Source organism: Sphingomonas sp. ABOLG (assembly GCF_003950435.1).
Classification (GTDB): Bacteria; Pseudomonadota; Alphaproteobacteria; order Sphingomonadales; family Sphingomonadaceae; genus Sphingomonas; species Sphingomonas panaciterrae.
In genome coordinates, this window is sequence record NZ_QQWW01000027.1 from 1 (window position 1) to 20,027 (window position 20,027).

A 20,027-nucleotide genomic window follows, 5' to 3' on the forward strand; every position below is an offset into this window, starting at 1 on the left:
GGTGGGGCAGGGCTTCACTGGCGGCGCGATGATCCCGACGGCGCAGACGATCATCGCGCAGCGCCTGCCGCCGCGCCAGCAACCGATCGGCATCGCCTTGTTCGGGGTGACCGCGATCCTCGGCCCGGTGGTGGGCCCGCTGGTCGGCGGCTGGCTGACCGAGAATGTCAGCTGGCACTATGCCTTCTTCATCAACGTGCCGATCTGCGCCGTGCTGGTGACCATGCTGCTCGTCGGGCTGAAGCATGAAAAGGCAGACATGACCGAGCTGGGCAATGCCGACTGGCTGGGCATCGCTGGCCTCACCCTCGGGCTGGGCGGCCTCACCGTCTTCCTGGAGGACGGGCAGCGCGAACAATGGTTCGATTCCGGCCTGATCCGGCTGATGGCCTTGGTGTCATTGGTCGGCTTCGTGCTGCTGTTCATCGGGCAGCGCACGGCGACGCGGCCGATCATCAAGCTCAGCCTGCTACTCGATCGTCAGTTCGGCTCGGTCGCGTTGATGGGACTGGTGCTCGGCATGGTGCTGTACGGCACGTCCTACGTCATCCCGCAGTTCCTGGCCGCACTGGCGGACTACAATGCCCTGCAATCGGGGAAGGTCGTGCTGCTGTCGGGCCTGCCCAGCCTGGTCATGATGGCGATCGTGCCGTTCCTGCTGCGCAGCGTCGATATCCGGCTGGCGGTGGGCGCGGGACTGCTGATCATGGCGGGATCTGCCTTTCTCGACTCCGGCCTCACCACCGAGACGAGCGGCGGCGACTTCACCGTGTCGCAGCTGATGCGCGGCGTGGGGCAGATACTGGGCATGTTGTTCCTGAGCCAGGCAGTGGTGCGATCCGTGCCCGCGGCCGACGCCGGCGATGCATCGGGATTGTTCAACGCGGTGCGCAACCTGGGCGGCAGTTTCGCGCTGGCCGGCATCTCGATCCTGCAGGAGCAGCGGCTGTGGCTGCACTCGCGCCGGATGGAAGAAACGCTGAACGCCAATTCGCCGATGGTGCAGGATTATGTCGGCGGGCTCAGCCAGTCGCTCGGCAGCACCCCCGCAGCACTCGGCATGATCGCGCAGCAGGTTCAGGCGCAGGCGCTGGTCATCGCCTATAACGATATCTTCTGGATCATGGCGGTGGGTACGTTGATCGTGCTGCCGCTGGTCCTGTTCCTTCGTCCCCTGCCCAAGGACGCCGCGCCAGCGGCGATGCACTGATGCGCTCATCTGCTTTGCTCTGCCTCCTGCTGCTCGGCGCCTGCACGGTCGGGCCGGATTATAAGGGGCCGCCGGCGGTCGGCACCGATGCCGCGGCGCGGGGGCAGTTCGTCCGTGGAAACGAGGCGGCGGTGCCGGCGCCGGGGGTCGCGCGGTGGTGGGAGACGCTAGGCGATGCGACGCTCGACCGGCTGGTCGATGACGCGCTGGCGAACAGCCCGAGCATCGCTGCGGCAGAGGCGCGGATCCGGCAGGCGCAGGCGCAGGCGCGGCAGCAACGCGCCAATCAGGCGCCGAGCATCAGCGCCAATGGCACCTATTTGCGCGCCCAATTGCCCGGCATCGATCTGGCCGACAATAGCGGGGGATCGGCCGGTGGCGGGTCAGGATCGGAGTCAAATGGCCTCGATTTCTACAACCTTGGCCTGAATGCCTCGTGGGAGCCCGATCTGGTCGGCGGGGTGCGCCGGGGGATCGAACAATCGCGCGCCGCGGTCGGGCAGCGTTACGCCGATCTGGCGGATGCACAGGTCAGCCTGACCGCGCAGGTGGCGCAGGCGTACGTCAATTATCGCGATGCGCAGGAGCGTATCGCGCTTAACGCCCGCTCGTCCGAGCTCCAGCGCCAGTCGCTGGCGCTGATGGAGCAAAGGCTGGCGGCGGGCACGGTGTCGGCCCTGCAGGTCGAACGGCTGAAGACCGACCTGGAAAGCACGGAGGCGCAGGCGATCCCGCTCACCGCGCAGGCGGACGAATATCGCGACGTGCTGGCGTTGCTGACCGGCCGTACGCCCGGCGCGCTGGATGCGACGCTCGCCGCGCCGGTGCCGGTGCCGCTGCCCCCGGCCAAGGTGGCGGTGGGCGATCCCGCCGCGCTGATCGCCAGTCGGCCCGACATCCGTGCCGCCGAACGAGCACTTGCCGCCAGCACCGCCGCAATCGGGGTGAACGAGGCGAAACGCTATCCCGCGATCCGGTTCATGGGGATCCTGGGCATGGGTGGTACGTCGCCCGGCGATGTGCTGGACCCGGGCAATCTGACGACGCTGCTGGCGCCGCAGATCAGCTGGTCGTTCCTCGATTTCGGGCGCACCGCCGCCGCCGTCCGCCAGTCCGAAGCACAGCGCGACGAGGCAGAGGCCAATTACCGCCAGACCGTGCTGGCCGCGTTGCAGGATGCGGAGACCAGCCTGTCGCGTTTCGCCGCCACCCGGCGGCAGCTGGCGCGGCTGGCGAGCGCCGAGCAATCGGCATCGCGCGCCGCCGCGCTGAACCGGCAGCGGGTGGAGGCGGGCACCAGCACGCTGATCGACCAGCTCGATGTCGAGCGGCAGCGACTGTCCGCAGCGATGGCGGTGGCGCAGGCCAAGGCACAGCTGACCAACAGCTTCGTCGCGGTGAACAAGGCGCTGGGGCTGGGATGGGCGCCGGTGGCAGGCGGGGAGCAGCCCGGCGGGTAGCTGATCCCCCCGCTAGCGCGGGGCGAGGCCGCGCAGCAGGAGATCGAGCGCCTCGGCAATTTCCGCCTCCACGGCGTCATTCACCTGCTTGTCGACGATGAAGCCCGACATCATCCGCATCGCGGTGACGAGGTGGCGGGCGGTGACGTCGGGCCTGAGCTCCCCCGCCGCGATGGCGCGTTCCACCGCCGTGGCGAACAGCCGTTCCAGCCGGTCGCCGAGCGCGGCGAAGGCGGCGAGATTGTCGCGCGACAGCTGCATGTCGAGCCGGAGGCGGGTGAACAGCTGCCAGGAGAACAGCCCGTCGCGCACCAGCAGCGGCAACAGCTGCGCGATCGGCATGGTGGGATCGAACCGTTCCTCGAACGCGGACACCTGCCGTTCGAAGATGGCGAAGGCGAGGTCGAGCCGATCCTTGAAATTGCGATACAGGGTGCCGCGCCCGACGCCGGCGCGCGCAGCGATATCCTCCAGCGGGACACCGAAGCCGTCGGCGTCGAAACACGCCGCGGCGGCCTCCAGCAGCGCTTCCCGCCGGGCGCGTGCATCACGGCGCATGGCGGCATGGTCCGGTGTCGCGCGCGATCATGGCCACTGATTAGGCGGGCGTTCGCGCGGAAGGCAACCCGCAGGCGGCACAGGAGCAGCGCAGGAGCGGCGCAGGAGGAGGGTGCCTGGAGTCATAACTCGGCGGCATGAACGCCCGAAGCCTAAGCAGCGCTGCGGATGCGCATATCCGCTATTACGGCGGGGACGCTTATCGGGCAGGTGGCGCCGCCATACGCTGCGCGGCGTTCCGGCGCAGCGGACGGAAGGCTGAGGGCATGAGTAACGTCCTGATCGAAATCCGCGTCGACGATGCGTCAGGGCTGGCCGCGGCCATCGCCGGCGGCGCCGACCGCATCGCGCTATGTTCGTCGCTGGCGCTGGGCGGGCTGACGCCGACGCCAGGCCTGCTGCGGCAAGCGGCACAATCGCCGGTCCCGGTGCGCGCGATGATCCGGCCGCGCGAGGGCAATTTTTCCTATGATGCGGCGGAGCGTGCCGCGATGCTGCACGATATCGATGTCGCGCGTGCCGAGGGCCTGAGCGGCGTGGTAATCGGCGCGCTGACCCCCGACGGCGAGCTGGACGTGGCGTTGCTGGAGGAGATGGTCGCCGGCGCGGTCGGCATGGACGTGACGCTGCATCGCGCGGTCGACCTGCTGCCCGACCCGGTGGCTGCGGTGGAGATCGCCGCCGCGCTTGGCATCGCCACCATCCTGACGTCCGGTGGCGCCCGCACCGCGGCGGCAGGGGCGGCCACCATTGGCCGGATGCGCGCGCAGGCGGGCGACCGGGTGGAGATCATGGCGGGCGGTACGATCCGGGCGACAGACGTCGCCGCGCTGGTCGAGGAGACCGGCGTTCGCGCGGTTCATGCCGCCGCATCCCGCCCGCGTGTCGCCTGGGCCCCGGCGCTGCGGCTGGGGTTTGAAAGCGAGCTTGCCCGCACCACCGACTGGGAGGAAGTGGCGCGGCTGCGCGCCGCGCTGCGCCGACCTGCCACCATGCGCCCGGTGCCGATCGCCGCCCCGCCGGCCAAGGCCGATCCGGCGGGCACGTTGATGCACAACGAGGCAGGCGAGGCGCCCGAAGCCGCCGCCCGCTTCCTGGCGCGCAACAGCGCAACGATCGCGCGGCTGGCGGCGCGATTGCAGCGCGACCCGCCGCCGTTCATCGTCACCTGCGCGCGCGGATCATCCGATCATGCGGCGACGTACGGCAAATATCTGTTCGAGACCAAGACGGGGATCACCGTCGCCTCCGCCGCGCCGTCGATCGCGTCGCTGTATCGCGCGCCGCTGAAGGCCAAGGGCGCCTTGTGCCTGGCGATTTCGCAATCGGGCCGCAGCCCCGACCTGCTGGCGACGGCAGCGGCCTACAAGGCCGGTGGCGCCTTGGTCGTCGCGATGGTCAATGACGAGGAATCGCCGCTGGCGGCGTGCGCCGACGAGGTGCTGCCGCTGTGCGCCGGGCCGGAGCGATCGGTCGCGGCGACCAAATCCTATATCACGACGCTGGTCGCGCAGGCCGCGCTGGCAGCAACATGGGCGGGAGACGCAGCGTTGCAGGAGCGGCTGGCGGCGCTGCCCGATGCGCTGTCGCGCGCCTTTGCGCTGCGCTGGGGCGCGGCGATCCCGCCGCTGGTCGGCGCGCGTGACCTGTTCGTGCTGGGGCGCGGCTATGGCTATGCCGTGGCGCTGGAGGCGGCGCTCAAGTTCAAGGAAACCTGCGGGCTGCATGCCGAGGCGTTTTCCGCAGCCGAGGTGCGGCACGGGCCGATGGCAATCGTCGGGCGCGGCTTTCCGGTACTGGGCTTTGCCAGGTCGGATGCGAGCGGCGACGACGTGCGCGACGCCGCGGCCTTGTTCGCCGAGCGCGGCGCGGTCACATTGCTGGCGGATGCCGGGGGGAAGGGCGTGTTGCCGGCCCTTGCCTGCGACCCGGTGCTGGAGCCGATCCTGCAGATCCAGAGCTTTTACCGGATGGTGAATGCGCTGGCGATCGCGCGCGGGAACGACCCCGACGCGCCGCCGCATTTGAGGAAAGTGACCGAGACGCGATGAGCAAGATCCTGTTCGAGAACGGCACGGTCGTGCTCGGCGAGGCGCGCGTCGCCGACCGGCTGCTGATCGAGGGCGGCCGTGTCGCGGATGCCGGCACCGATGCCGCCGGCGCGGAGCGGGTCGACCTGGGGGGCGGGTGGCTGCTGCCCGGGTTCATCGACACGCAGGTGAATGGCGGCGGCGGCGTCCTGTTCAACGACGATCCCAGCGTGGCGACGATCGCCACCATCGGCGCGGCGCATGCGCGGTTCGGGACGACCGGTTTCCTGCCGACGCTGATTTCCGACACGATCGACAAGATCGACTGCGCGATGCGCGCGACCGAGCAGGCGATCGCGGACGGCGTGCCCGGCGTGCTGGGCATCCATATCGAGGGGCCGTTCCTCAACCCGCGCCGGCGCGGCACGCATGATGCGGCGCATTTCACCCGGCTGGACGCGGAGAAGATCGCGCTTCTGTCCAGCCTGACGCATGGGCGCACGCTGGTGACGCTGGCGCCGGAGATGACCACGACGGCGCATATTCGCGAACTGGTGGCGGCGGGGGTGATCGTTGCGGCGGGGCATAGCGACGCCGATTATGCGACGATGCGCGGCGCGTTCGATGCCGGGGTGACGGGCGTCACGCATCTGTTCAACGCCATGTCCCCGCTGCACCATCGCAAGCCCGGCGTGGTGGGTGCCGCGATCGAGAACCAGACGGCCTATGCCGGGCTGATCGTCGACGGGCGGCATGTCGCGCCGGCCGCGCTTCGCATCGCGCTTGCCGCACGGCCGCATGACCGGTTCATGCTGGTCACCGATGCCATGCCGCCGGTCGGGACCGATGCCGATCATTTCGTGCTGCAGGGCAAGACGATCCGCATCGAGCAGGGCGTGTGCGTCGAGGAGGATGGCACGCTGGCGGGATCGGCGCTCGACATGGCGACGGCGGTCGGCAATGCGGTGCGGCTGCTGGGGCTGGATGTGGCGGATGCGTCGATGATGGCGTCGGGCGCGCCGGCCGCCTTCCTGGGGCTGGGCGATCGCGGCGCGTTGCGGCCGGGGATGCGCGCCGACCTTGCCTGGCTGGGCGCGAACTTCCGGCCGCGCGGCACCTGGATCGGTGGGGAGCGGGTGGCGGCAGGGGCCAGCGCCGCTGCGTCCCGGACCGCCACGACGGCTTGACGCTGGGACACTTGCTGTTCGATCAGGGGCGCATGTTCAAGCACTTCGCTGCCTCGCTCACGCTCGCCGCGCTCGCCGCCGGCGCGTCCGCCCAGACCATCGGCCAGCAGACCGCCGGCGCCCAGCCAGTCGCCCAGCGGCAGGTGGGCAGCGCCACGCTGTCGGGCGTGCCCGAAATCCCGGCCGATGTGCGCGAGGCGGTGCAGCGCTACCAGAACAGCCGCGCGGCGCAGTTCGAGGATTGGCTGCCGGATGGCTCGATGCTGATCGCGACGCGGTTCGGCGCGACGCAGCAGCTGCATCATGTGGCGAAGCCCGGCGCGACGCGCACGCAGGTCACCTTCGGCGCGGAGCCGATCGCCAGCGCCACCGTCATCCCCGGCACCGACCGCTTCGTGATGACGCGCGACACCGGCGGTGACGAATGGTTCCAGCTGTACACCCGCGGCCTGACCGGCACGGCGCAGCAGCTGACGCAGGCGGGCACGCGCAACGGATCGCCGGTGTTCAGCAAGGACGGCAGCCTCCTCGCCTGGGCGCGCGCGACCAAGGGCAGCGCCGCCTATACGATCCTCGGCGTCGATCCCAAGGCGGGCGGCACGCCGCGCACGCTGTATCAGGCGGATGGCGCAGTGGCCCCGGCGGATATCGCGCCGGACAAGTCGCGGCTGATCTTCGTGCGCAGCCTGTCCAACCGCGAGGACCAGCTGTTCGAGCTCGATCTCGCCACCGGCAAGGCGCGGCGTATCGCGCCCAAGGCGGAAGCGGCGGTGTATGAATCGCCGCGCTATCTGCCGGGCGGCAAGAAGATCATCGCCATCTCCGACCGCGGCAACGACACGCGCCAGCTGGTCGAGATCGACCTCGCCACCGGCGCGCAGGTGGTGCTGACGCCGGGGCTGACGTGGGACGTCGAAAGCTATGACCTGACCGACGATGGCCGCGTGCTGGCCTATGCGGTGAACGAGGACGGTTTCTCGCGCGTCGTCGTGCAGGATCGGATCACGCGGCGCGCGCTGCCGCAGCCGACGCTGCCCAAGGGCGTGCTGACGGCGCTGAAATTCTCGCCCGATGGCAAGCAGCTGGCGATCGGCCTGACCTCCGCCACCTCGGCCGGGGACGTGTGGAGCTGGGACGTCGATGGCGGGGAGCTGACGCGCTGGACCACGTCGGAACTGGGCGATCTCGATCCCGCGCAGCTCGCCGAGCCGGAGCTCATCCGCTTCAAGTCGTTCGACGGCCTGTCCGTGCCTGCATTCGTCTATCGTCCCAAGGGCGTGCCGGCGGGCACGCGCACGCCGGTGATCATCGACATCCACGGCGGGCCGGAGGCACAGACGCGACCGATCTGGAATTATGGCGCGCAATATTTCGCCGACGTGCTGAAGGCGACGGTGATCCTGCCCAACGTTCGCGGCAGCGACGGCTATGGCAAGCGCTACCTCAACCTCGACAATGCCGAAAAGCGCGAGGATTCGGTGAAGGACATCGGCGCGCTGCTCGACTGGATCGGCCAGCAGCCGAACCTCGATGCCAGCCGCGTCGCCGTCTATGGCCAATCCTATGGCGGCTATATGAGCCTTGCCGTGATGACGCATTATTCCGATCGCCTGGTCGGCGGCGTCGAGCGTTATGGCATCAGCAACTGGATCACCTTCCTCGAGAATACCGAGGCCTATCGCCGCGACAATCGCCGCGCCGAATATGGCGATGAGCGTGATCCCAAGATGCGCGCCGTGCTGGAGCGTGTCTCGCCGATCACGAACGTCGATCGCATCAAGAAGCCGATGCTGGTGGTGCAGGGTGCTAACGACCCGCGCGTGCCGCAGCTTGAGTCCGACCAGGTGGTCGAGAAGCTGCGCGCGAACGGCAACGAGACCTGGTACGTGCTGTTCGCCGACGAGGGTCACGGCTTCCTGAAGAAGCCGAATAATGATCTTCGCCGCGAGGTGGAGACGGTGTTCCTGCGCCGCCTGTTCGAGCAGCAGCCCGCGCGCTGATGCCGGCGCTGCGCCGGGCGGCGGTGGTTGCCCGGTGTGCCGGTACGTAGATTATCGCATCGGCAAGCCGGCCCGTCGGGTCGATGCTCCCGGCCATTACGCTGGGAGAGTAAGATGCGTCTGATCGTCGCCGGAGCCCTGATCGCGACCACCGTCCTTGCGCTGCCATCCCAGGCGCAGGGGCCCCCAGGACCCCCGCCCGGACGCCCGGGCGGACCGGGCATCCGTCCGCCGCAGGGCGGCCCGCCACCAGGACCGCCGCCGGGCAATCCGTGGCGACCAGATGGCGGGCCCGGCGCCCGTCCGCCGGGAATGCAGCCGCCGGGTGCCCGTCCGCCAGGAATGCAGCCGCCCGGTGCCCGTCCGCGCCCGCCCGCGCCGTTGCCGCCCGGTTGGGGGCGCAACCGGAACCAGTGGCGACGCTATGACTTCAATCGCCCGCCGCCCGGACAGCCATGGTATTATGCCGACCATTTCTATCGCGACGGCCGCTATTACCGGCCCCGCCGGCTGGGGCCGTATGACCGCATCTATCGCGGATACAACGGCCGCTATTATTGCCGCCGCAGCGACGGCACGACGGGGCTGATCATCGGCGGCATCAGCGGCGGGATCCTGGGCGGGTTGCTCAGCAACGGCGATTCCAGCCCGCTCGGCGCGCTGATCGGCGCCGGGGCTGGTGCGGCGCTGGGCACGGTGATCGACCAGGACCAGGTGATCTGCCGCTGACCGGATGAGGAAGGATGTACGACCGCTGGTCCCCGCCGGGGCTGGCGGTCGAGCCGTGCGCACGGGGCGTCGCCCAGCCGCGGTTCATCAACGGGAATGATATGGCGGCCGGTGCGTTGGTGTGCATCAACATGCCCGTGCATCATCTGCAGCCGAAGGAGTTCCCGTTGCCTGCCGTCCCGATCATCCCGCACGCCCGCCGCGATGTTGCCCGCCCGGCCCCCGTATCAAGGCGCCCCGCGACCGGCGGCCGGCGCCAGCGGGCGTGGCTGTTGCTGCCGGCGATGGCGATCGGCCTGTCAGCCGGCAGCGCGGCATCGGCGCAGGAATATGCGACGCGCGATGTCGGCGACTGGACGGTGGCACCGAGCAGCGACCGCAGCGGGTGCTTCCTGACGCGCACCTATCGCGGACCGCGGCAGACGACCTTGCTGTTCGGGCTCGACACCGACGGGAGCAACCGGCTGACGCTGCTGAACCCGAACTGGTCGTCGATCCGCGAGAAGGAGGAACTGCGGCTGACCTATCGCTTTTCGGGCGCCGCCTTTCCGAACCGCGCGGCGATCGGGATTGCCGCCAGCGGCCGCAAGGGGTTCGTGACCAGTTTCGGCGACGCCTTTCCACGCACGCTGGCCACCTCCGCCTTTCTTCATGTGCGGCGCGGCGACGTGCCGGTGGAGGAGCTGACGCTGGACGGCAGCGGTGCGGCGATCGCGGAACTGCGCAAGTGCGTCGACGTGTATCGCGCGACGCCGGCCAAGGCGACGAAGGCGGCCAAGGACGACGGGCGGATCCCCTTGGATCCGTTTGCCGCGAAGCAGCGGCGCGATTCGAAAAGGTAGTATCGCGCCCCTAGATGGTTCAGCCTTGGTTCAGGCGTGCAGTTAACCTAAGCAATAATACTAACGATGACTAAGTTAACGAGGAGTGGTAGGGTGAGGAAGAGATCATTTCATCGTGTGATCGCCCCAATTCGCCGCCTGCTCTATTGCAGGAATGTGTCAGCTTGGGCTCCGTCACTTGGCTAATAATGATGGAAGAAGAGCAATGCTCCCAGCGATGACCAAAGTAGCCCCCGCAATTGCGATTATGGCGGCAGCCACCGTGCTCGGCGGATGTGCGACCAAATCCTATGTGCGCGAACAGGTGGCCCCAGTGGCGCAGCGCGTCGACGCGATCGAGACCCAGCTCCAGGCGACCGACAGCACCGCCAAGCAGGCGCTGGCCGAAGCGCAGGCCGCATCGGGCATGGCGCAGCAGAACGGGCAGCGGCTCGACCAGCTGAACGGCCGGGTCGACGGTGTCGAGCAGCGGATGATGCAGCAGGAAAGTCGGGGCAAGCGCCCGCGCCACTGAGGCCGTGGGCGTCAGCCGCCGCATCTTGCGCAATGACTGACATGGTGGCTGCCCGATGGCGGGCGGCCACCCTTCACCTGGGAACGGATGATCAAGACGTTTTTGATGGGTGCCGCTGCGGCGCTGACGATTACTGGCACAATGATCGGGACGACGACGGGGGCGCACGCCGCACCGAAGAAGGCGTCCGCCGGCAAGGCCAAGAAGGCGCGCGCCGCGGCGAAGCCGGCGGCTGCCTCTGCCGCGCCGGTCGAGATCAATCCGTCCGCCGAGGCGCGGCTGGTCGCGTCCTGGGTTCTCGCCTCCGGCGACAATCGCAAGCTCCCCTATGTCGTCCTCGACAAGAAGGCGGCATCGCTCATCCTGTATGATGCCAAGGGTAAGCCGCTTGCCCAGGAGCCGACGCTGATCGGTATCGCGCTCGGTGACGAGGCCAGCCCGGGCGTCGGCAGCAAGAAGCTGGGCGATCTGGGCCCGGCGGAAAAGACCACGCCGGCGGGGCGTTTTCTCGCCAAGTTCGGCTATGCCTTTGGCAAGCAGCAGGTGTTGTGGGTGGATTACACCAACAGCGTCGCCATTCACCCGATCCCGGCCGACGCGGCGAAGAAGGAGAAGCGGCGCGAGCGCATGCTGTCCGAGACGCCGGATGACAACCGCATCACCTTTGGCTGCATCAACGTGCCGCGCGCCTTTTACGGCAGCAAGCTGCGCCCGTTGTTCCAGAAGGGTGGCGGCTATGTCTATGTGCTGCCCGACAGCAAGCCGCTGGAAGAGGTATTCCCGCGGCTGCGCGTCCATGCGCTGACCCACGGCGTTACCGGGGACGCCGCCACGCCATAACGCTGGCGGCGCGGCGCCCGGCACGTCTTCTTGATCAGCCGCTGATGCCGCTCAGCAGCCCGACTCCCACCACGGCGGCGATCGTTCCGGCAGAACGCATCGCATGGCCGCCACGCGCGACGACCGTGTTGGTCAGCGCAGCGCCCGCACCAAGGCCGATCGCAAGCAGCGTCGCCGTCCCGAGCAGGAAGCCGCCGGCATAGGGCAGCGCGCCGGCACCGGCCGGCATCTCCGCGCCATGCGCGAACCCGTGGAAGATGGCGAACAGCCCGACGACCCCCGCGGCGACCGCGACCGGCGCCTTGATGTTGAACGCCACGGCAATGCCGAGCAGGATGACGGACAGGGCGATCGCGACCTCCACCAGGGTAGTCGCCGGAGCGGCAAAACCGAGGATGCCGCCCGCCGCCATCGCCGCCAGGAAGGCGAGCGGCAGCATCCACAGCGCCCGGCCGCCGAGCCGATAGGCGAACAGGCCCACGAGGATCATTGCCAGCGCGTGGTCGAGCCCGGTGAACGGATGCATGAGGCCCTGGACGCCGCCCCCGCCGGCCGCCTCATGCCCTGGATGGGCGAAAGCCGCGCCGGGCAGCACGAGCAGGCCGGAGCCGACAAGACGGATCGCATTGTTCAGCGCCCGGGAGGAATTACGAGTCATCCTATCGCTCCATCGATATGCAGATTCCGCGCAAAGATATGACGCACCGCCTCGGCGAACGGGATCAGGGAAAACCGATGCTGTGGGGGAGCGCGCGCGCCGCTAATCTGCCCCGCACGCCGCCGGGCCGCAGCCAGCCGTCCCGCTGATGCGTAGCCGGACGCGCTGCGCGGCGCGCCGTCGTGGACGGGGGAGTGCGTCAACGACACGGGACAGGGAGCCGATGCTGATGGTCATCGCAGTTTCCACGGCAGACGCCTTATGGTGCTGAGCGATATCGCGCTGGTCGCGCTGGGCGGTGGCACCGGTTCGTTGCTGCGCTGGCTGGTCGGCAAATTGCTCACGAGCCCGGCCAGGGGCGGCATTCCGTGGTCGACCGTAGCGGTCAACCTGATCGGAGCGTTCGTGATCGGCTATCTGTCGGTGCTGTTCTCGATCGAATGGCACGACCGGTACGGCAGCTTCCTGAAGGCTGCGATCCTGACCGGCGTGCTGGGTGGGTTCACGACGTTCAGCACGATGGAGCTCGATACCGCGAAGATGGCCGGGGCCACCGGGGCTGGCGCGGGTGCCGGGACGGCAGCCGGGTATATCCTGGGCCAGACGGTGCTGGGGATTGCGGTCGCCGGGCTTGGCGCGGGGCTGGCACATGCGGCGGGCTGATGCGGGCGCGACTCGTTCGGGCGCGCGCCGGACGGGAGGACGCTGACATGGCGCAGGCGATCATATTGGTCTTCGTCGGCGGCGCGGTCGGGGCGGTGATGCGCGAATTGCTGATGCTGGGCGTGCCGACGGCGCGGGACGGCTTCGTCTGGTCGATCTTCGTCGCCAACGTGGTCGCCTCGTTAATCCTCGGGCTGATAACCGGCCTGCACGCGCGCCAGGCGCTGGGCGCGAAGGCGAACCTGCTGCTGGGCACGGGCCTGTGCGGCGGCATGTCGACCTTTTCCAGCCTGGTCTATGCCACCTACGTCCTGCTCGCCGGATCGGCGCTGAGTGCAGGGGTGGGCCTTGCCTATGTCGGGGCCAATCTGGTGGTCGGATTCGTGCTGGTGCTCGCTGGCCTGAGGGTGGGCGACGTGATTGGCGCGCGGAAGGCGTAGCGCTGAATCGCAGCCGGTTTTCTGCCGCCGCTCACGGACTTGTGACAGGGGGTACGTAGTAAACACAGACGGCGTTGGCGGGGGCATACAGTATTGGAGCAGGGAACATCAGCTGTTCCGAAGGTTGCTCCGTTCGTCGCCAAACAAAGCGACGAAGAGGCGCGCCCAGGCTCTTGAGGTTGGACATGCATCTGACGCCACGAGAAAACGACAAGCTGCTCATCTACATGATGTCGATGGTAGCGCAGCGCCGCAAGGACGCCGGGCTCAAGCTCAATCATCCCGAGGCGGTCTCGCTGATCGCCGCAGCTGCGCTCGACAATGCACGCGCGGGCAAGACGGTGGAGGAGGTGATGGAGCTTGCCCGCAAGACCATCACCACCAGCGACGTGATGGAGGGGGTCGTCGACATGATCCCCTATGTCCAGGTCGAGGCGGTGTTCACCGATGGCAGCCGGCTCGTGACCGTCCACAATCCGATCCAATAGGCCCCCCTCCAGCACGAAGGACATGCGCGATGGCGGCGAAGACAGACCCCAAGACGCAGACCGCGCCCGTCGGCGGGCTTATCCTCGCCGCGGGCGAAATCGAGATCAACGCCGGCTGCCCGACCACCACGATCAAGGTGCGCAACACCGGTGACCGGCCGATCCAGGTGGGATCGCATTTCCACTTCTTCGAGGTGAACGCGGCGCTGGAGTTTCCGCGCGAGCAGGCGTTCGGGCAGCGGATGAACATCCCGGCGACCACCGCCGTCCGGTTCGAACCGGGCGACGAGAAGGAAGTGGTGCTGATCCCGTTGCAGGGCCGTCAGCGCGCGGTGGGGTTCAACGGCCTCGTCAACGGCTGGGTCGGGAACGAGAGCTACGATGGCTTCCGCCCGCGGCTTGCCGACGCGAAGGAGCGGGTCGCGCGCTATGGGTTCAAGGACAAGGCGTGAGCATCGCCGATCCTTTCGCCCCCTCCAGAACAGGCAGCTGAACCATGGCGAACATCTCCCGGCGGCAATATGCCGACCTGTATGGCCCCACCACCGGCGACAAGATCCGGCTGGGCGATACGAACCTGTATATCGAGATCGAGCAGGACCTGCGGGTTTATGGCGAAGAGGTCATCTATGGCGGCGGCAAGACGCTGCGCGACGGCATGGGGTTCGACAATGAACTGACCAGCGCTGGCGGCGCGCCCGACCTCGTCATCACCAACGTCACCATCGTCGATGCGGTCCAAGGGGTGATCAAGGCCGATGTCGGGATCAAGAACGGGCTCATCTGCGGCATCGGCAAGGCGGGTAATCCGTCGATCATGCCCAATGTGACGCCGTCGTTGGCGCTGGGTCCGGGAACCGACGCGATTTCGGGCGAGCATCTGATCCTGACGGCGGGGGGTATCGACGCACACGTCCACTTCATCTCGCCGCAGCAGGCGCAGGCGGCGCTCAGCAACGGCATTACCACGTTGTTCGGCGGCGGCATCGGCCCGACCGATGGTACCAACGGCACGACGATCACGCCGGGCACCTGGAACATCGAGGCGATGCTGCGATCGTTCGATGGCTGGCCGGTCAATGCCGGCGTGCTGGGCAAGGGCAATTGTTCGACCGCAGGACCGATCGAGGAGCAACTGATCGCGGGCGCGATGGGGCTGAAGATCCACGAGGATTGGGGATCCACCCCCGCGGCGATCCGCTCCGCACTGGGGGTTGCCGACAGGTTCGACGTGCAGGTCTGCATCCACACCGACACGCTCAACGAGGCGGGCTTCGTCGAGAATACGATCGCCGCATTCGAAGGGCGCACCATCCACACCTATCACACCGAGGGTGCAGGCGGCGGGCACGCGCCCGACATCATCCGCGTGGCGGGACAGCCCAACGTGCTGCCGAGTTCGACCAACCCGACGCTGCCTTATGGCGTCAATTCACAGGCCGAACTCTTCGACATGACGATGATCTGCCACAATCTGAGCCCCAAGATCCCGACCGACGTTTCCTTCGCCGAAAGCCGCGTCCGGCCGGAGACGATCGCGGCGGAGAACGTGCTGCATGATCTGGGCGCGATCTCGATCATCTCCAGCGACAGCCAGGCGATGGGGCGGGTCGGAGAATCCTGGCTGCGCGCCGTCCAGATGGCGCATCTGATGAAAGCGCGGCGCGGGGCCTATGCGGGCGACACGTCGAACAACGACAATCAACGCGTGCTCCGTTTCGTTGCCAAGGTGACGATCAACCCCGCGATCGCGCAGGGGGTGAGCCAGGTCATCGGATCGGTCGAGGTCGGCAAGATGGCGGATCTGGTGCTGTGGTCGCCCGCCTTCTTCGGCGCCAAGCCCAAGATGGTGATCAAGGGCGGGTTCATTTCCTGGGCGTTGATGGGCGATCCGAACGCATCGCTGCCGACGCCCCAGCCGGTGACCTATCGCCCAATGTTCGGCCAGATGGGGTCGGCGCTGGCGCAGACGCGCGTCACCTTCACCTCGCGCGCGGCGTTCGAGGACGGGATCGTCGACCGGTACGACCTGCAGTCACAGGTGATGCCGGTGTACGCGACCCGCACGATCGGCAAGTCGAGCATGGTACGCAACAATGCGCTTCCCGTGATCGAGGTGAACCCGGAGACGTTCGCCGTGACGGTGGATGGCACCCACGCGACGATCGAGCCGGCGCAATCGCTGCCTTTGACGCAACTGCACTTCTTCAGCTGACCGCGAGAACAGAGATCGACGCCAATCGGAGAGAATGATGATCCTGGTGGAAAAGACGCTCGGCAATGTCAGGGATCAGGGGTGGGAGGGTGCGAGTGTCGAGGATCTCGTTCTCGAACAATGGGAAGCGCCGAAGAGCCGGCTGCGCAAGAATACGCCGAGCGGGATCGAGCTCGCCATCTCGCTGCCGCGGTCCGAGCATCTGCATGACGGCGACGTCCTCTACCATGATCCCGACAATCGCCGGATCGTGGTTGCCCGCATCCCGCTGAAGGAAGTGATGGTCATCGACCTCGACCTGCCGGCGCTGATGCCGCAGGCGGAGATGCTGCGGCTGGTGTTCGAGCTGGGCCACGCGCTCGGCAACCAGCATTGGCCCGCCGTCATCAAGGGGCAGACGATCTACGTGCCGCTGTCGGTCGACCGGAAGGTCATGCTGTCGGTGATGAAGACCCATGCGTTCCAGCATGCGTCGATCCGCTTCGAGCCGGGCGAGACGGTGGCGCAGCGCCTGGAGCCGAGCGAGATCCGGCTGCTGTTCGGCGGCGCGGACGCCACCCCGCACCATCATCATGGCAACGGCCAGGTGCAGGGGCAGGGGCAGGGGCAGGGCAGGGCCCTATGAAGCTCGCGGCGCAGGCGATCGGCCCCGATGTGGGTCGCCTCGCGCGCTTGTTGCAATTTGCCGATTCCACCCTGCCGGTCGGTGCCTTCTCCTTTTCCTAGGGGCTGGAATCCGCGGTCCAGCTGCACATCGTCACCGACGCCGACAGCCTGCGGGATTACCTGACGCTCATCCTCCGGCAGGCGGCCCATATGGATGGCGTCGCGCTGCTCCATGCCTGCCGCGCGGCGGCGCGCGGCGACTACGCGGCGCTGCTGGCCGCCGACAGCGCGCTGTGGATCCGCCGTGTCGGCGAGGAGCAGCAGATGATGCTGGCGCGCATGGGCAAGAAGTTCGCCGAGCTCGCGTCCGCCATCGCGCCGTCGCCGCTGCTGACGCGCTGGCTGGACGATATACGCAGCAATGCGACGCCCGGATGCCTGCCTGTCGCGCAGGGGATCGTGCTTACGGGCCTTGGCGCGCATGAGGCGGAGGCGTTCGCCGTCCACCAATATGGGCTGGCGTCGATGATCCTGAACGCCGCGCTTCGGCTGATGCGGATCGATCATGTCGCGACGCAGCGGTTGTTGTTCGAGGCGCAAGCCGCCACCCACGACCAGTACCGCGGCGCGCGGGCGCTGGAGCTTGAGGAAATGTCGAGCTTCGCCCCCGTGTTCGAAGTCGTCGTTGCCCATCACACGAGGACGCACCTGCGCCTGTTCATGAACTGACCTGTCCAATCAGGAGCATTCGATGAAGAAGATCACGCGCATTGGCATTGGGGGACCGGTCGGTTCCGGCAAGACCGCGGTGATCGAGACGATCACCCCGCGGCTCATCGCGCGCGGTGTCCGGCCGCTGATCATCACCAATGACGTGGTGACCACGGAGGACGCCAAGCAGGTCCGGCGCACGCTGAACGGCATCCTGGTCGAGGAAAAGATCGTCGGCGTCGAAACCGGCGCCTGCCCGCACACCGCCGTGCGCGAGGATCCGTCGATGAACATCGCCGCGGTCGAGGAACTGGAAGGGCGCTATCCCGACAGCGACGTCGTGCTGATCGAATCCGGCGGCGACAATCTGACGCTGACGTTCAGCCCCGCGCTCGCTGATTTCTACATCTACGTCATTGATGTCGCGGCGGGCGACAAGATCCCGCGCAAGAACGGCGCCGGCGTCTGCCAGTCCGACATCCTGGTGATCAACAAGATCGACCTGGCGCCCTACGTCGACGCCAGCCTTGAGGTGATGGACCGCGATTCACGCCTGATGCGCGGCACCAAGCCGTTCGTGTTCACCAACTGCAAGACCGGTGAGGGCGTCGAGACGCTGATGGACATGATCATGGACATGGCGCTGTTCGACGTGAGCCCGCCGGCGACGACCCCAACGACGGCGCCGGCGATGGCGGGGGCGCAAGGGTAGGCGATGGCGCTCCACGAGCAACTGGCGCGGATCGACCGCTACCGGGAACTCGCCGGGTTCCAGACCGAGCCGGCGCAGATGCGCGCGGCCGGGCCGGGAAAGATTGGCGAATTGCGGCTGGGCTTCTCGCTACGCGACGGCCGTTCCGTGCTGCACGACTTGTACCGGGTGGCGCCGCTGCTCGTGCAGCAGGCGCTCTATTGGGACGAGGCGATGCCGGAGTTGCCGATCGTCTCGGTAATCTCGGTCGGCGGCGGCATCCTGCAGGGCGACCGCTACCATATCGCGATCGACGTGGCGGAGGGGGCATCAGCGCATGTCACCTCGCAGGGCGCGAACCGTATCCATCAGATGGATGCCAATTACGCCTCGCAGCATCAGGAGATACGCGCGGCGGCGGGATCCTATCTGGAGTTTCTGCCCCACTTCACCATTCCCTATCGTACCTCGCGTTTCGTCAGCGAGACTGAGATCACCGCCGACGAGACCGCGACCGTGCTCTATGCCGAGATGGCGATGACCGGGCGCAAGCATCACCATGCGCTGGAGCGGTTCGGCTTTGACCTTCTGTCGATGCGGGTGCGCGCACGGCGGCCCGATGGGCGATTGCTGTTCGCCGAGAAGCTGCTGATCGAACAGGGCAATGACACGCTCGACCTGCCGGCGGTGGCGCGGGGCTATGACGCCTTTGCCAATGTCCTGTGCCTGACGCCGCCCGAGACGGCGGCGCGGATCGACGAACGGATGACGATCAACGCCGCGCCGGGCCATCCGCGCGCCATGTCGGGCGTGTCGCGACTGCCCAATGGTGCAGGGCTGATGTTCCGGGCGGTCGGCGTCGAAAGCTATGACGTGCGAGCGGAGGTGAAGCGCTTCTGGACCGTGGTGCGCGAAGAGGCGCGGGGGCGAACGCTGCCCGACGATTTCCTGTGGCAATGACATTCTGAGGGAATGATCATGCGTGGCGAGAACGGCAATTTCATCACGGTCTGCCTGAAGGGGGCCTCACAGGTCTTCTTCATGGAGAATGTGATCACGGGCGCGCTGTTCCTGGTCGCGATCTTCTATGCCTCGTTCGTCAGCCAGTCGTGGGCGACGTCGATCGGCGCGATCGTCGGCGTGATCGTGGCCACCGCGGTTGCCTATATGCTCGATTTCGCTGCCAGTTCGCGCGCATCGGGCCTGTTCGGGTTCAACGGCATCCTGATCGGCGTGGCGCTGCCAACCTTCGTCGCGCCATCGCCCGAGCTGTGGCTGTACATCATCGTCGGTGCGGCGCTCACCACGATCGTCACCGCTGCCTTTGCCGCGACGCTGACCAAGAGCTGGGGCGTGCCGGGATCAACCGGGCCGTTCGTGCTGATCGCCTGGTTGATGCTCGCGGGCGCTTACTCCTTCGGATCGCTGCGCGTGCTGAGCGAGACGCAGAAGCTGGCGAGCGATTACCAGCTGGGTGCGGCGTCGCTGCCGGGGTTGGTGGAGGCGGTCGAGATTTTCTTCCGCAACATCGGGCAGGTCTATTTGCTGGGCAGCTGGATCTCCGGGGCGATCATCCTGCTTGGCATCTTCATCGCGTCGCGTGCGGCCGGGTTGGCGGCGGTGGGCGGATCGCTGCTGGCGATGGGGACGGCGTTCGTAATGCGCGCCGATCCGAGCCTGGTGTCGCAGGGGCTGTACGGGTTCAGCCCAGTGCTGGCCGCGATGGCGCTGAGCGTCGTGTTCGTTCAGCCGTCGCCGGTCGTGATCGGCTATGCCGCGCTGGGCGTGATCGGCTATGCCGCGCTGGGCGTGATCGTGACGGTGTTCCTGCAGGCCGCGTTCGACCTGATCCTCGCGCCAATCGGGCTGCCATCCTTCACCGCGGCCTATGTGCTGACGATGTACCTGTTCATCGCGCCGCGCAAATTCGCACCGCCGCATCCGCACAAGCCGGTCGTCGATCATGCGCTGAACCCGGCCGCTCACGCGCCTGCCGATCCCACTCCCGAGACGAGAGCCACTGCCGCAACCAATCCATCCTGAGAGCCAAATCCTGAAAGGAAGCGCTGATGAGAGGAATTGAACCGGGCGATACCGCCTTTCTGCTCGCCTGTACGGCGCTCGTCCTCATGATGACGCCGGCGCTGGCGCTGTTCTACGGGGGGCTGGTTCGGGAACGGAACGT

General features: G+C 67.6%; 21 protein-coding genes and 1 pseudogene. 20 read left to right on the plus strand and 2 right to left on the minus strand.

Features of this window, described 5'->3' with window-relative positions; all coding sequences use genetic code 11:
• Both CA236_RS17860 and CA236_RS17865 read left to right on the plus strand, forming a co-directional pair.
• A partial coding sequence (locus tag CA236_RS17860; RefSeq protein WP_125946630.1) for a DHA2 family efflux MFS transporter permease subunit occupies window positions 1–1,210 on the plus strand: 1,210 nt, incomplete at its 5' end.
• Window positions 1,210–2,670: an efflux transporter outer membrane subunit gene (locus tag CA236_RS17865; protein ID WP_125946631.1), complete on the plus strand. Its 1,461-nt coding sequence runs from the start codon at window positions 1,210–1,212 to the stop codon at window positions 2,668–2,670. The genes CA236_RS17860 and CA236_RS17865, both read left to right, overlap by 1 nt.
• A gap of 12 nt (window positions 2,671–2,682) precedes the next feature.
• Here the strand turns inward: CA236_RS17865 and CA236_RS17870 are convergent, their stop codons facing one another.
• The gene (locus CA236_RS17870) at window positions 2,683–3,228 is read right to left on the minus strand and encodes a TetR/AcrR family transcriptional regulator (RefSeq protein ID WP_125946632.1); all 546 of its coding nucleotides are present in this window, start codon (window positions 3,226–3,228) and stop codon (window positions 2,683–2,685) included.
• 266 nt (window positions 3,229–3,494) lie between these two features.
• Here CA236_RS17870 and CA236_RS19380 point away from each other — a divergent pair, with 266 nt between their 5' ends.
• The 7 genes from CA236_RS19380 (at window position 3,495) to CA236_RS17905 (ending at window position 11,370) form a co-directional block, all read left to right on the plus strand.
• Complete coding sequence (locus CA236_RS19380) at window positions 3,495–5,279, plus strand: copper homeostasis protein CutC (protein WP_164518989.1); 1,785 nt, start codon at window positions 3,495–3,497, stop codon at window positions 5,277–5,279.
• Window positions 5,276–6,445 carry an N-acetylglucosamine-6-phosphate deacetylase gene (nagA, locus tag CA236_RS17880; protein WP_125946634.1) on the plus strand — a complete coding sequence of 390 codons (1,170 nt, stop codon included), beginning with the start codon at window positions 5,276–5,278 and terminating at the stop codon, window positions 6,443–6,445. Before CA236_RS19380 ends, nagA begins: the two co-directional genes overlap by 4 nt.
• A gap of 32 nt (window positions 6,446–6,477) precedes the next feature.
• Window positions 6,478–8,445 carry a S9 family peptidase gene (locus tag CA236_RS17885; protein WP_125946635.1) on the plus strand — a complete coding sequence of 656 codons (1,968 nt, stop codon included), beginning with the start codon at window positions 6,478–6,480 and terminating at the stop codon, window positions 8,443–8,445.
• 342 nt (window positions 8,446–8,787) lie between these two features.
• Entirely contained in the window at window positions 8,788–9,174 is a 387-nt protein-coding gene (locus CA236_RS19385; protein ID WP_346962780.1) for a glycine zipper 2TM domain-containing protein, read from the plus strand.
• A gap of 14 nt (window positions 9,175–9,188) precedes the next feature.
• Complete coding sequence (locus CA236_RS17895) at window positions 9,189–10,016, plus strand: hypothetical protein (protein ID WP_241212742.1); 828 nt, start codon at window positions 9,189–9,191, stop codon at window positions 10,014–10,016.
• 217 nt (window positions 10,017–10,233) lie between these two features.
• Entirely contained in the window at window positions 10,234–10,530 is a 297-nt protein-coding gene (locus tag CA236_RS17900; RefSeq protein ID WP_164518990.1) for a hypothetical protein, read from the plus strand.
• Between the two features lie 87 nt (window positions 10,531–10,617).
• The gene (locus CA236_RS17905) at window positions 10,618–11,370 is read left to right on the plus strand and encodes a hypothetical protein (protein WP_046409873.1); all 753 of its coding nucleotides are present in this window, start codon (window positions 10,618–10,620) and stop codon (window positions 11,368–11,370) included.
• Window positions 11,371–11,404: 34 nt separating this feature from the next.
• Here CA236_RS17905 and CA236_RS17910 read toward each other — a convergent pair whose 3' ends face one another.
• Window positions 11,405–12,028 carry a HupE/UreJ family protein gene (locus CA236_RS17910; RefSeq protein WP_125946637.1) on the minus strand — a complete coding sequence of 208 codons (624 nt, stop codon included), beginning with the start codon at window positions 12,026–12,028 and terminating at the stop codon, window positions 11,405–11,407.
• A 261-nt stretch (window positions 12,029–12,289) separates the two neighbouring features.
• Here CA236_RS17910 and CA236_RS17915 point away from each other — a divergent pair, with 261 nt between their 5' ends.
• The 11 genes and pseudogenes from CA236_RS17915 to CA236_RS19210 all read left to right on the plus strand — a co-directional run.
• The gene (locus CA236_RS17915) at window positions 12,290–12,691 is read left to right on the plus strand and encodes a CrcB family protein (RefSeq protein ID WP_125946638.1); all 402 of its coding nucleotides are present in this window, start codon (window positions 12,290–12,292) and stop codon (window positions 12,689–12,691) included.
• A gap of 47 nt (window positions 12,692–12,738) precedes the next feature.
• Window positions 12,739–13,131, plus strand: a complete 393-nt coding sequence (locus tag CA236_RS17920; RefSeq protein WP_125946639.1) for a CrcB family protein — start codon at window positions 12,739–12,741, stop codon at window positions 13,129–13,131.
• A 185-nt stretch (window positions 13,132–13,316) separates the two neighbouring features.
• Window positions 13,317–13,619, plus strand: a complete 303-nt coding sequence (locus tag CA236_RS17925; protein ID WP_046409877.1) for an urease subunit gamma — start codon at window positions 13,317–13,319, stop codon at window positions 13,617–13,619.
• A gap of 29 nt (window positions 13,620–13,648) precedes the next feature.
• Window positions 13,649–13,978 (plus strand): annotated as a pseudogene (locus CA236_RS17930) (urease subunit beta); the annotation flags it as partial.
• A 137-nt stretch (window positions 13,979–14,115) separates the two neighbouring features.
• Window positions 14,116–15,834 (plus strand): urease subunit alpha, encoded by a 1,719-nt coding sequence (locus tag CA236_RS17935; protein ID WP_125946641.1) that lies wholly within the window; start codon window positions 14,116–14,118, stop codon window positions 15,832–15,834.
• A 37-nt stretch (window positions 15,835–15,871) separates the two neighbouring features.
• Window positions 15,872–16,459, plus strand: coding sequence for an urease accessory protein UreE (locus CA236_RS17940; RefSeq protein ID WP_046410031.1), 588 nt, complete (start codon window positions 15,872–15,874; stop codon window positions 16,457–16,459).
• 128 nt (window positions 16,460–16,587) lie between these two features.
• Entirely contained in the window at window positions 16,588–17,169 is a 582-nt protein-coding gene (locus CA236_RS17945; protein ID WP_277600076.1) for an urease accessory UreF family protein, read from the plus strand.
• A gap of 22 nt (window positions 17,170–17,191) precedes the next feature.
• A complete protein-coding gene (gene ureG / locus CA236_RS17950; RefSeq protein WP_046409883.1) occupies window positions 17,192–17,863 on the plus strand; it encodes an urease accessory protein UreG in 672 nt (223 codons plus the stop codon).
• Window positions 17,864–17,866: 3 nt separating this feature from the next.
• The gene (locus CA236_RS17955) at window positions 17,867–18,802 is read left to right on the plus strand and encodes an urease accessory protein UreD (protein ID WP_125946642.1); all 936 of its coding nucleotides are present in this window, start codon (window positions 17,867–17,869) and stop codon (window positions 18,800–18,802) included.
• An 18-nt stretch (window positions 18,803–18,820) separates the two neighbouring features.
• Complete coding sequence (gene yut, locus CA236_RS17960) at window positions 18,821–19,885, plus strand: urea transporter (RefSeq protein WP_125946643.1); 1,065 nt, start codon at window positions 18,821–18,823, stop codon at window positions 19,883–19,885.
• Between the two features lie 26 nt (window positions 19,886–19,911).
• A partial coding sequence (locus CA236_RS19210; RefSeq protein ID WP_164518991.1) for an ammonium transporter occupies window positions 19,912–20,027 on the plus strand: 116 nt, incomplete at its 3' end.

Coding starts and splice junctions, on each gene's coding strand:
- CA236_RS17865 (WP_125946631.1), top strand. CDS start 1,210: ATGCGCTCATCTGCTTTGCTCTGCCTCCTGCTGCTCGGCGCCTGCACG.
- CA236_RS17870 (WP_125946632.1), bottom strand. CDS start 3,228: ATGCGCCGTGATGCACGCGCCCGGCGGGAAGCGCTGCTGGAGGCCGCC.
- CA236_RS19380 (WP_164518989.1), top strand. CDS start 3,495: ATGAGTAACGTCCTGATCGAAATCCGCGTCGACGATGCGTCAGGGCTG.
- nagA (WP_125946634.1), top strand. CDS start 5,276: ATGAGCAAGATCCTGTTCGAGAACGGCACGGTCGTGCTCGGCGAGGCG.
- CA236_RS17885 (WP_125946635.1), top strand. CDS start 6,478: ATGTTCAAGCACTTCGCTGCCTCGCTCACGCTCGCCGCGCTCGCCGCC.
- CA236_RS19385 (WP_346962780.1), top strand. CDS start 8,788: ATGCAGCCGCCCGGTGCCCGTCCGCGCCCGCCCGCGCCGTTGCCGCCC.
- CA236_RS17895 (WP_241212742.1), top strand. CDS start 9,189: ATGTACGACCGCTGGTCCCCGCCGGGGCTGGCGGTCGAGCCGTGCGCA.
- CA236_RS17900 (WP_164518990.1), top strand. CDS start 10,234: ATGACCAAAGTAGCCCCCGCAATTGCGATTATGGCGGCAGCCACCGTG.
- CA236_RS17905 (WP_046409873.1), top strand. CDS start 10,618: ATGATCAAGACGTTTTTGATGGGTGCCGCTGCGGCGCTGACGATTACT.
- CA236_RS17910 (WP_125946637.1), bottom strand. CDS start 12,028: ATGACTCGTAATTCCTCCCGGGCGCTGAACAATGCGATCCGTCTTGTC.
- CA236_RS17915 (WP_125946638.1), top strand. CDS start 12,290: ATGGTGCTGAGCGATATCGCGCTGGTCGCGCTGGGCGGTGGCACCGGT.
- CA236_RS17920 (WP_125946639.1), top strand. CDS start 12,739: ATGGCGCAGGCGATCATATTGGTCTTCGTCGGCGGCGCGGTCGGGGCG.
- CA236_RS17925 (WP_046409877.1), top strand. CDS start 13,317: ATGCATCTGACGCCACGAGAAAACGACAAGCTGCTCATCTACATGATG.
- CA236_RS17935 (WP_125946641.1), top strand. CDS start 14,116: ATGGCGAACATCTCCCGGCGGCAATATGCCGACCTGTATGGCCCCACC.
- CA236_RS17940 (WP_046410031.1), top strand. CDS start 15,872: ATGATCCTGGTGGAAAAGACGCTCGGCAATGTCAGGGATCAGGGGTGG.
- ureG (WP_046409883.1), top strand. CDS start 17,192: ATGAAGAAGATCACGCGCATTGGCATTGGGGGACCGGTCGGTTCCGGC.
- CA236_RS17955 (WP_125946642.1), top strand. CDS start 17,867: ATGGCGCTCCACGAGCAACTGGCGCGGATCGACCGCTACCGGGAACTC.
- yut (WP_125946643.1), top strand. CDS start 18,821: ATGCGTGGCGAGAACGGCAATTTCATCACGGTCTGCCTGAAGGGGGCC.